This is a genomic window from Paenibacillus sp. 32O-W, from assembly GCF_007679495.1.
Lineage (GTDB): Bacteria > Bacillota > Bacilli > Paenibacillales > NBRC-103111 > Paenibacillus_L > Paenibacillus_L residui.
Map to the genome: position 1 here is coordinate 21178 of NZ_VEGP01000071.1, position 9402 is coordinate 30579.

General features: G+C 50.7%; 8 protein-coding genes and 7 tRNA genes. 4 read left to right on the forward strand and 11 right to left on the reverse strand.

The annotated features are described in order from the left end of the window. Positions 1 to 17 precede the first annotated feature (17 nt). The 4 genes from hprK to FS806_RS21365 form a co-directional block, all read right to left on the reverse strand. Positions 18 to 956, reverse strand: a complete 939-nt coding sequence (gene hprK, locus FS806_RS21350) for an HPr(Ser) kinase/phosphatase (RefSeq protein WP_144940675.1) — start codon at positions 954 to 956, stop codon at positions 18 to 20. A 204-nt stretch (positions 957 to 1160) separates the two neighbouring features. Further along, positions 1161 to 2282: an ABC transporter ATP-binding protein gene (locus tag FS806_RS21355; protein ID WP_144940677.1), complete on the reverse strand. Its 1122-nt coding sequence runs from the start codon at positions 2280 to 2282 to the stop codon at positions 1161 to 1163. Between the two features lie 114 nt (positions 2283 to 2396). Then, positions 2397 to 3491, reverse strand: coding sequence for a PucR family transcriptional regulator (locus FS806_RS21360; RefSeq protein WP_144940679.1), 1095 nt, complete (start codon positions 3489 to 3491; stop codon positions 2397 to 2399). A gap of 122 nt (positions 3492 to 3613) precedes the next feature. Then, entirely contained in the window at positions 3614 to 4561 is a 948-nt protein-coding gene (locus FS806_RS21365) for an MraY family glycosyltransferase (RefSeq protein ID WP_144940681.1), read from the reverse strand. A 146-nt stretch (positions 4562 to 4707) separates the two neighbouring features. On the opposite strand from FS806_RS21365, the gene FS806_RS21370 reads away from it, so the two are divergent. The 4 genes from FS806_RS21370 (at position 4708) to FS806_RS21385 (ending at position 8658) form a co-directional block, all read left to right on the forward strand. Then, on the forward strand, positions 4708 to 5973 hold the full coding sequence (locus FS806_RS21370; RefSeq protein WP_260982209.1) for a nickel-dependent lactate racemase family protein: 1266 nt from the start codon (positions 4708 to 4710) through the stop codon (positions 5971 to 5973). Positions 5974 to 6092: 119 nt separating this feature from the next. Further along, entirely contained in the window at positions 6093 to 6488 is a 396-nt protein-coding gene (locus FS806_RS21375) for a hypothetical protein (RefSeq protein ID WP_144940684.1), read from the forward strand. A 5-nt stretch (positions 6489 to 6493) separates the two neighbouring features. Next, positions 6494 to 7090: a gluconate 2-dehydrogenase subunit 3 family protein gene (locus tag FS806_RS21380; protein ID WP_225312820.1), complete on the forward strand. Its 597-nt coding sequence runs from the start codon at positions 6494 to 6496 to the stop codon at positions 7088 to 7090. Then, positions 7087 to 8658, forward strand: coding sequence for a GMC family oxidoreductase (locus FS806_RS21385; RefSeq protein WP_144940685.1), 1572 nt, complete (start codon positions 7087 to 7089; stop codon positions 8656 to 8658). Before FS806_RS21380 ends, FS806_RS21385 begins: the two co-directional genes overlap by 4 nt. 76 nt (positions 8659 to 8734) lie before the next feature. Here the strand turns inward: FS806_RS21385 and FS806_RS21390 are convergent. The 7 genes from FS806_RS21390 to FS806_RS21420 form a co-directional block, all read right to left on the reverse strand. Continuing rightward, positions 8735 to 8810 (reverse strand) — tRNA-Lys (locus FS806_RS21390). A 16-nt stretch (positions 8811 to 8826) separates the two neighbouring features. Continuing rightward, positions 8827 to 8912, reverse strand: a tRNA-Tyr gene (locus tag FS806_RS21395). A 27-nt stretch (positions 8913 to 8939) separates the two neighbouring features. Beyond that, a tRNA-Phe gene (locus FS806_RS21400) sits at positions 8940 to 9015 on the reverse strand. Positions 9016 to 9027: 12 nt separating this feature from the next. Continuing rightward, positions 9028 to 9104, reverse strand: a tRNA-Asp gene (locus tag FS806_RS21405). A gap of 8 nt (positions 9105 to 9112) precedes the next feature. Then, positions 9113 to 9188, reverse strand: a tRNA-Thr gene (locus tag FS806_RS21410). 3 nt (positions 9189 to 9191) lie between these two features. Then, positions 9192 to 9267 (reverse strand) — tRNA-Val (locus tag FS806_RS21415). Positions 9268 to 9327: 60 nt separating this feature from the next. Continuing rightward, a tRNA-Met gene (locus FS806_RS21420) sits at positions 9328 to 9401 on the reverse strand. Between the last annotated feature and the right edge of the window lies 1 nt (position 9402).

The window sequence follows — 9402 nt, forward strand, 5'->3', positions numbered from 1 at the left end:
CTTCTCTTAAGAAAATATCAATCCATATTGTCCATCTCTTCGTTCATCGTTTCCGTCAGACGGTTCGTAAATTGCAGTGCGGCGTTGTAGCCCATTCTCTTCAACCGGTAATTCATCGCCGCTACCTCAATAATGACCGCCAGGTTTCGGCCCGGACGGACCGGTATCGTGACGAGAGGAACATCGGTATCAATGATTCGTGTCGTCTCTTCATCCAAGCCCAAACGGTCGTACTGCTTATCCTGCTGCCATGTTTCCAGCTTGCAAACCATCGATATTTTCGTATTGTCGCGAATGGCCCCCGCTCCGAATAAAGTCATCACGTTAATGATTCCGACACCGCGAATTTCAAGCAGGTGCTTGATAAGGTCGGGCGCATTGCCAATCAGAATATTTTCCGCCGTTTGCCGAATCTCCACCGCATCGTCGGCAATCAACCGATGTCCGCGCTTGACCAGCTCGAGGGCGGTTTCGCTCTTGCCTATACCGCTGCTTCCGGTAATCAGGACCCCTATGCTGTATACATCAATCAGAACCCCGTGGATGGTCGTCGACGGGGCGAGCTTCCCTTCAAGAAACCCGGTAATCTTGCTAATCAGCGTTGTCGTGGTCTGCTTGCTCCGCAGCACCGGAATTTGCTTCTTGGAAGCTTCCTCGATCAATTCCACCGGTACCGCCAAATCTCTGGAAATACAGATACAAGGGGATTGATTGGCACAGAGTCTCTCCATCCGATCCTTGCGTTCCTCTTCGGACAAGGTTTGGAAAAAAGTCAGCTCGGTCTTTCCTAATATCTGCACCCTTTCATGAGGGTGATAGGCAAAATAGCCGGCCATCTCCAGGCCGGGTCGATATAAATCGGCAACGGAAATCACTCTCTTAAGTCCTTCCTCGCCGCATATGACTTCCATACGAAAATGCCGGACCAGGTCGGAGACCTTTATTTTTTTCGGCACGCTTCCCCACTCCTTAGTTTTCCAATATTAATATCGTAAAGGAAATGCTCTTTGAAATCAACCGTCCCTGAAATACGGGATGTGACATTACTCCACAAAGTGAAGCATACCCTTCGAGCATATTCCGGGTACTTTGCGGGAGCCCCGGAACTTACAAACACAGAAAAAGGCCGGCAAAAGCCGGCCCGAACTTACCACTGTCGATTACTTCGAGAAGATCGACAATGTGGTTTCTTTATCAAAGAAATGCACTTTATTCATATCAAAAGCAAGCTTAACCGTGCTTCCTTCCTTCACACCGGAACGTCCGTCTACACGGGCGATGATGGTGTCCTGACCAAGACCCGAAATGTACAGATACATTTCATGTCCGAGGTTCTCCGCTACCTCGATATTAGCGTCTACGATTGTATTCGGAGAAGCTTCCAGGAAGACAGGCTCTTCGTGAAGATCTTCCGGACGGATTCCAAGAACGAGTTCTTTGCCTACGTATCCTTTTTCCTTCAGAACATTGGCTTTGCCTACAGGAATTTCAACATTGATTCCTTGGGCTTTGAAATACATGCTGCCGCCTTGCTCAGACAATGTTCCGCTAATAAAGTTCATGGAAGGCGATCCGATGAACCCGGCAACGAACATATTAACCGGATGGTTATAAATTTCGTCCGGAGTCGCAGCTTGCTGAATGACTCCCTGCTCCATAACGACGATCCGTTGTCCCATCGTCATAGCCTCTGTCTGGTCGTGCGTTACGTAGATAACGGTCGTACCAAGACGCTTGTGAAGCTTGCTGATTTCCGCACGCATCTGTACACGAAGCTTGGCATCCAAGTTGGAAAGCGGTTCGTCCATCAAGAAGACTTGAGGCTCACGAACGATTGCGCGTCCGAGGGCAACACGCTGACGCTGTCCACCGGAGAGAGCCTTCGGTTTACGATCCAGAAGATGCTCAATATCGAGAATTTTAGCGGCTGCGCGCACTCTTTCGTCGATGTCGGCTTTCTTGAATTTACGCAATTTCAAACCGAAAGCCATGTTCTGATATACGTTCATGTGAGGGTAAAGGGCATAGGACTGGAAAACCATCGCGATATCGCGGTCTTTAGGAGCTACGTCGTTAACCAGGCGGTCTCCGATATAGAGTTCTCCTTCTGTAATTTCTTCCAATCCGGCGATCATACGAAGAGTCGTAGATTTCCCGCAACCAGACCCGCCTACGAGAACGATAAATTCTTTATCCTTGATATCAAGATGGAAATCCTTAACGGTAGGTTCATCGTTACCGGGATATTTCTTAACGATATGATGTAAACGTACTCCTGCCATATGCTCATTCCCCCTACAAAATTTAAGTTTAAGATTTATAAGTCGTATTAGTGATATGACTATATCTTATACCAGCCGGCTATTAAAAGACTATGCACAATATCTACAAAAAAATTATTTTCTTTTCGTAACTTTATACAATAGCAAGGCAATGCGCACTTGAACGGCATCGCGAAAATTGCGGACATCCAGACCTGTCTCCTGCTTAAACTTGTCCAGCCGGTATAACAGAGTATTGCGGTGAATATACAGCTTTTTGGCGGTTTCACTGACGTTGCAGTCGAGCGAAAAGAACGTTTCCAACGCGGCAAGGGTGTCGGAATCCGGAGGGGCATCCGCCTTGAATATTTGCTGGATAAACTCGGACATATCGCCAGCCGGGATTTCATTCAACAGTTTTTCCAAATAAAGGTCCCAGGGAAAATGGATAGGATCTCCCAGTTGATAGATTTTCCCGAGCTCCATCGTCTCTCTCAATCCAATAACGGTGGAGAGCAGTGATTGTGCCGGAATGATGGGATATTGAACCGCCAGGTGGGTTTCCCCCATCCATTCGTTAGCCAGCATCTCATGCAACCCCGAGCATATGGAGCCCAGCGCCTCCTTCAGACTCTCCGCATCCTCCCGGCTCTCCTCCCCGCTTGCTTCCAGCAGCTCTACCGGGCCAAGAATGATCCATTCCTTCTCAAGCAGCGGAATAACGATCAGCTCTGCATCGAAGAAAGAAACGAGCAGCTTCTCCAGCTCCTCCGTCTGCAGAGACAGACGGGAAGCGGAGTAATCCCCATGCAGTAAAAAGGGGATCTTCTCCTCGTGTAAATGAAACGCTTCCGCCAATTCTTCCGGGACATCCGCTTCGACAACCCCAATCCGGAGCTGATCGAGCAGCCATTCCTTGATCGCTGCCTTCGGTTCCTTAAGGGCAGCCCCCGTTCCTTCGGCGGCTTCTTTACTATGGCTCAACCGGAACGATTCCAGAATCAGCTCCACTAATTTCCTTTCGGTTTCCGTCATACTCCGACCCACGGAAATAAGCTCGACTTCATCTTCATCGCCTTCCAACAGAAAAAGCATTTCCCCGTCTTGTATAGCGCTTGTATTTCCCGTACTTCCGGCCAACAGGTTCCAATCCTCTGTCGCCATGAATTTAATCCGCAACGGCTTGTCCAGTATAGGCTCCAGCTTGTCCTTAACCCGTTCCCATTTCATGAACCTGCTCCTAATTCTGTATGTAGTTTCCTATCTCACTTAATGATAACGAATGAACGGCGGGAAGAAAACCCTTTCGATAAAAATAGGCATGAGCCAAGATAAATATCCGGCCCGGATAATCAACGGATAGCGAGCAATAGAACAATGGATAAGAGGGAGAACACAGCCCCGATCAAATAAAGGAAAGAGACCGTCTGAATTTGACTGAGACCCCATTTCATTAAAGCGTGGTGGGTATGGAGCTTATCGGCTCTATGCAGTCCCCGGCGCTCCTTAAATCTTCTGGCGAACACGATTAGCGTATCGAGGATAGGCACACCCAAAGCGAGGAAAGGAACAAGTATTGACACGACAGTCGCGCTTTTGAACGCGCCGTGCAAGGCAATGACCGCCAAGGTGTAACCCAGAAATACAGCCCCGGCATCACCCAGAAATATTTTGGCAGGGTAGAAGTTGTAGGCTAGAAAGGCTATGCAGGAACCGGCCAGAATGGCGGCCAGAACAGCCGAATCGGGCTGCTGCATGAGCAAGGAAACAATAAGCAGCGTTAAAGAAGAGATAGTTGTTATGCCTGCTGCCAAACCATCGACCCCGTCGATAAAGTTGATCATATTTGTAATGCCGAATACCCAGGCTATTGTGGCGAACCCTGCGAGCCAATCCGGGAATAGAAGCATTCCTTCCCCGATAATATCCGTAATGCCGATCATTTGAATTCCGAACCATAGAGGAACCGTGGAGGCCGCTATATAAATCAGCAAACGGGGCCATACCGGAAATTCCTTCCCCCGTGCCTTGAACCCATCATCTAGTAAACCGGTCGCCAGCAGCAGCGTCCCCCCGATCAAGATCGTCTTCGTCAGGTCCGTCCATCCGCTAAAAAGAAGCATCGGCAGCAGGCAGCCGCCATAGATGGCAATGCCGCCCATCAGCGGAGTGGGAGCGGCATGGGTTTTCCTAGAGGTGGGCCGATCCAGGAAATTCAGCCGTCTTGCCCATTGTCCGAGTGGCGGGACGGCCGCGAGCACTATGACGAAGCTGACTAAGAAAGGCACAATCATGTTCATCTGCGTTGGCTCCTCTCGGGTGCTGTCGCTTGTTTTAGGCTAACCTAAAACAGATTCCATCATACGCTTACCGGCTGGATGGTTTTGCTGTGAACGGGAAATAATTGGACTAACCAATAGATAAAGGAGGGGCTACTATTTACACCATTCCTTATGGCAAAGGTGAGGTTACCTTCCATCTCCCGAATCAGGCCCGTCCGGATTGGCTCTTATATGGCCGGCATCAGGAAGGAGAGGACGGGCAGAACCTGCTTCTAACTGAAGCTTCTTCCGGGGAATTGATTAAGCGCGCCCTCCGCAACCCTATAGGAACCTTGTCCTTGGCGGAATTAGCCGCAGAACGAGAGCGAGCGGTCATTGTCATTAGCGACATGACCCGCTTATGTCCAAGCCACCTTTTCCTCGAGCCGCTTTTGAACGAGCTTAATGCAGGAGGGATGCCCGACTCCTCCGTTACAGTCATTGTTGCTTTAGGGATTCATAGGAAGCAAACTGAGGATGAGCTTCGCGCTCTCGTTGGCGACCGGGTGTTCCACAGAGTTCGGGTAGTGAACCATTCCCCTGCGGAAGAAGATTGCATTCCGGTAGGAACGACCAGCATTGGCACACCGATTGAAATAAACCGTCTGGTGGTCGAAGCCGATTTGCGGATTCTTACCGGGAATATCGAACCTCACCGATTGGCAGGGATGTCGGGTGGCGCGAAGGCCCTGCTTCCCGGGGTAGCCTCCAGACGCTGTATAGAAGCCAACCATGCCCTCTCTCAGTCGGCCCAAACGGTACCCGGATCGCCGGATAATCAGATCCGCCGAGACATGGAAGAGGCCTTGTCGCTTGTCCCGGTTCACTTTCTTTTTAACGTTATTTGTAATCATAAGAAAGAAATGATTGCGGCCTTTGCGGGAGACGTTATAAATGCCCACCGGGCGGGAGTGCTTCACGCCAAGAAAATTTTTTGCATTCCCTCCGACAAGAAGTACGATCTGGTCATTGCTTCCCCGGGGGGACATCCCAAAGACATTCAGCTGTATCAAGCATTGAAAACATTGCAGAATGCCTCCGCCTTTACGCGAAAGGGAGGAACGATCCTCCTGATTGCCCGCTGTGAGGAAATCTATGGGGACGACACATTCCAATACTGGGTGGAGAATTTCCCCGATCGGGAGCAAGCTGTCCAAAAGCTGGAGAAATCATTCGTGCTTGGCGCACACAAGCTGACGTATCTGAATCCGATTATTCAGAATCACCGGGTCTGCCTATACTCCTCGGTGCCTCCTGAAGTGTGCGAAAGACTTGGCTTCCTTCCGGTGCCGGACCTGCAATCCACTTTAGATAAACTGATCTCTTCCCATTCGGATACTGTGGCCATCCTTCCTTACGGAGCCATTACATTCGCCCGGGAAGCCCCGTGACTATTTGAGGCAGAAGAAGGAAATATGCATTACGGGTTCTCAAATTTGACGCATTATCGGCTTCCGACAATATCTACAATTTTGCGGTTTCCAGATTAATACGAAAGGTGGATTTGACTATGTACCACTGGGTCGGCTGGCCGCTGGACCGGCTATTGATTTTGTTCGTAGCTTTAGCCTTTCTGCTCATCGGCCTGCAAGTCACCATGTCGCATTACCGGCAAAATTTTCACCATAAAGCCATGTGGTCACCTGTCGTTGTATCTCCGCTAATTTTCCTCTCAGGATTAGGGCTGGCCGTTTATCCGTCCGCCTTCTTCCATTATCTTTTTGTCTTTCTATTGTTTGCAGGGGTACTTACCGGAATGGCCGGATTTTATTTTCATTATAGAGGGGTTGGCGTTCGTGTGGGAGGATATGCTTCCCGAAACTTCCTGATGGGGCCCCCTGTCGTCCTGCCGGTTGTATTTCTCGCCATGAGTGCTCTCGGGCTGATTGCCGTGTACTGGAGGTGAAGCGGGTGACATCGCAATCTCATTATCCGACCTACGACGTTATGAGGGAAAAGGAGCACTGGGACAAGCATACGCGCGCCATTGTTGAGGATAGACTTGACCCGGAGCCTGAATATCGTTACCTCAGCCTGCCGGAGGCAGAGACCTTGAGGGCGGTCTGCTCCATACTGGCCGGCGATTATCGGAATGAACCGATTCGCTTCGTGCTGTCTCATATAGACCGGCACCTTCACTCCAATATTGGAGAAGGTCAGCGGAAGCAGGGAGTTCCCCCCGTCAGAATTTTGATTAAACAAGCGATCCAGGCATTCGACTTTATGGCTATGTCGCGTTGGCAAACCCCCTTCCACCAATTGAAGGAAGACCAGCAGCGGCAAATTATGATCGAGCTTAGCGAAAATCGGGCCGACCCTCCCTATGTGTGGACCGGATTGCCGCAAACCGAAGTTTTCAATAAGCTGCTGACTCTGACAGTGGAAGCTTATTATTCCCATCCACTCATCTGGTCGGAAATCGGTTACGGAGGCCCGGCCTATCCTCGAGGGTACATACGCACCGCCATCGGGCAGCTCGATCCTTGGGAGGCAGATAAAGAACGATGATCCAGCGAAAATATGCAGATGAAGAAGTTGATGTCGTCATTGTTGGGGCAGGGGCGGCCGGCGGAGTGCTGGCCAAAGAGTTAAGCGAGGCGGGAATGAGCGTCGTCGTGCTCGATGCAGGGCCGATGCGGGACCCGCAGCGGGATTTTGCGAGCGATGAGCTCTCTATGCAAAATTTAGGCTGGCAGGAGACAAGACTGGTGGATGGCTGCCATCCGCTGCAAATGGGACATAACAATTCCGGACGAGGCATCGGCGGGGGAACGGTTCATTTCACCGGGGTTTTCCTGCGCTTCCATGAATCGGACTTTCGAACGCGAACCGTGGACGGAGTGGGGGAGGATTGGCCTATAAGCTATTCGGATCTGGAACCTTATTACAGCAAAATTGAAAAAGATATTGCCGTTTCCGGCCCGAATTATTTTCCGTGGGGCAGCTTTCACGGGCCTTATCCTTATCCGGAGCGGGATCCGCTTAGCCCTAACGCTTATCTTTTTCAACAAGGCTGCAGCAAGCTGGGCATCGAAAGTGTTGTCGCTCCTTTAGCTATCCTTTCGGTCCCCTTCGAAGACCGGCCTCCTTGCATTAATCGCGGATTCTGTAATCAGGGATGTATGCCGAATGCCAAATTCAGCACCTTGATTGTTCATATCCCGAAGGCAATTAAGGCCGGGGCAGAGGTGCTTGCAGATTGCCGGGTCACACAAATTACGATGAACCATGACGGGCGGGCCAGAGGAGTCGTCTTCGTTCATGACGGTAAGACCTACGAGCAGAGGGCCAAACTGGTTATCCTTGCCGCCTTTGTCGTCGAGACCCCAAGACTGCTGCTCCATTCGGCCACCCCCCAATTTCCGGATGGATTGGCGAATCGGAGCGGATGGGTGGGCAAAGCGATTATGCCGCACAGCAGCCATGATGTTTACGCCCTTTTCGATGAAGAAGTCCGTCTGTACAAAGGAACTCCCGTACTGGCGACAACCCAGCACTATTATGCAACGGACCGCGACAGAGGTTTTGCCCGGGGCTATTCATTGCATGCGCACGGCGCTAGACCGGTCAGCTTTGCCAAAGGGATATCCGGATCTTTGGAAGGCCCCGTATGGGGAGACAGGCTGCGACAAGCCGCATTAGAATACAATTATTATGGAAGGGTGACGATGGTTGGAGAGGTGCTGCCGCATGAGGGTAACCGGGTAACTTTATCCGATGAGAAGGATGAATACGGAGTCCCGCGGGCGAAAGTTTCTTTTAGCTATGGTCACAACGATTTAGCCATGATTGAACACGCTGTGGATTCGATGAAGTCGATCTTGAAAGCGGCCGGCGGCCAGATTCGCTTTGTTGTCCCGGATACCGCCCATCTCATGGGGGGCTGCAGAATGGGAAATGATCCGGAAACGTCGGTAGTCAACTCCTATGGGCAAACTCACGATATACCCAATCTGTATATTTGTGACGCCAGCATTTTCGTGACTTCCAGTGGGGCTAATCCCACCAATACCGTCATGGCTCTTGCCGCACGGACCGCTGAACATCTGATCAATAGAGCCAAAAGGTTAGATTGATTTGATTCGATTCGCAGGTTATATTCTGACAACGAAAAAAGAGGCCGTATGGCCTCTTGTTCTAGGTCTAAGTAAATGGTGAGCCATGGAGGACTCGAACCTCCGACACCCTGATTAAAAGTCAGGTGCTCTACCGACTGAGCTAATGGCTCTTAATGAGATTATGAATGGTGGGGGATGATGGATTCGAACCACCGAACTCGTAAGAGAACAGATTTACAGTCTGCTGCGTTTGGCCACTTCGCTAATCCCCCATATGAAATCCGATATATACCGGATAATGGTGGCTCGGGACGGAATCGAACCGCCGACACGAGGATTTTCAGTCCTCTGCTCTACCGACTGAGCTACCGAGCCTTATGTATATAATGGCGGAGCTGACGGGATTCGAACCCGCGGTCTCCTGCGTGACAGGCAGGCATGTTAGGCCTCTACACCACAGCTCCACTTCGCATGGTGCCGACGAGAGGACTCGAACCTCCGACCTACGCATTACGAGTGCGTTGCTCTACCAGCTGAGCTACGACGGCTTATGGTGGACGCTGACGGGATCGAACCGCCGACCCTCTGCTTGTAAGGCAGATGCTCTCCCAGCTGAGCTAAGCGTCCATAAGATAGGTAAGAGTATGTTACCACAATTGAAAATAATGGACAAGCTTCAAAAAAAAATAGCGGCGGAGGGGATCGAACCCCCGACCTCACGGGTATGAACCGTACGCTCTAGCCAGCTGAGCTACGCCGCCA

Excerpts from the sequence above, each read along its gene's own strand:
- FS806_RS21355 (WP_144940677.1), bottom strand. The coding sequence starts at position 2,282 with ATGGCAGGAGTACGTTTACATCATATCGTTAAGAAATATCCCGGTAAC.
- FS806_RS21360 (WP_144940679.1), bottom strand. The coding sequence starts at position 3,491 with ATGAAATGGGAACGGGTTAAGGACAAGCTGGAGCCTATACTGGACAAG.
- FS806_RS21365 (WP_144940681.1), bottom strand. The coding sequence starts at position 4,561 with ATGAACATGATTGTGCCTTTCTTAGTCAGCTTCGTCATAGTGCTCGCG.
- FS806_RS21375 (WP_144940684.1), top strand. The coding sequence starts at position 6,093 with ATGTACCACTGGGTCGGCTGGCCGCTGGACCGGCTATTGATTTTGTTC.
- FS806_RS21385 (WP_144940685.1), top strand. The coding sequence starts at position 7,087 with ATGATCCAGCGAAAATATGCAGATGAAGAAGTTGATGTCGTCATTGTT.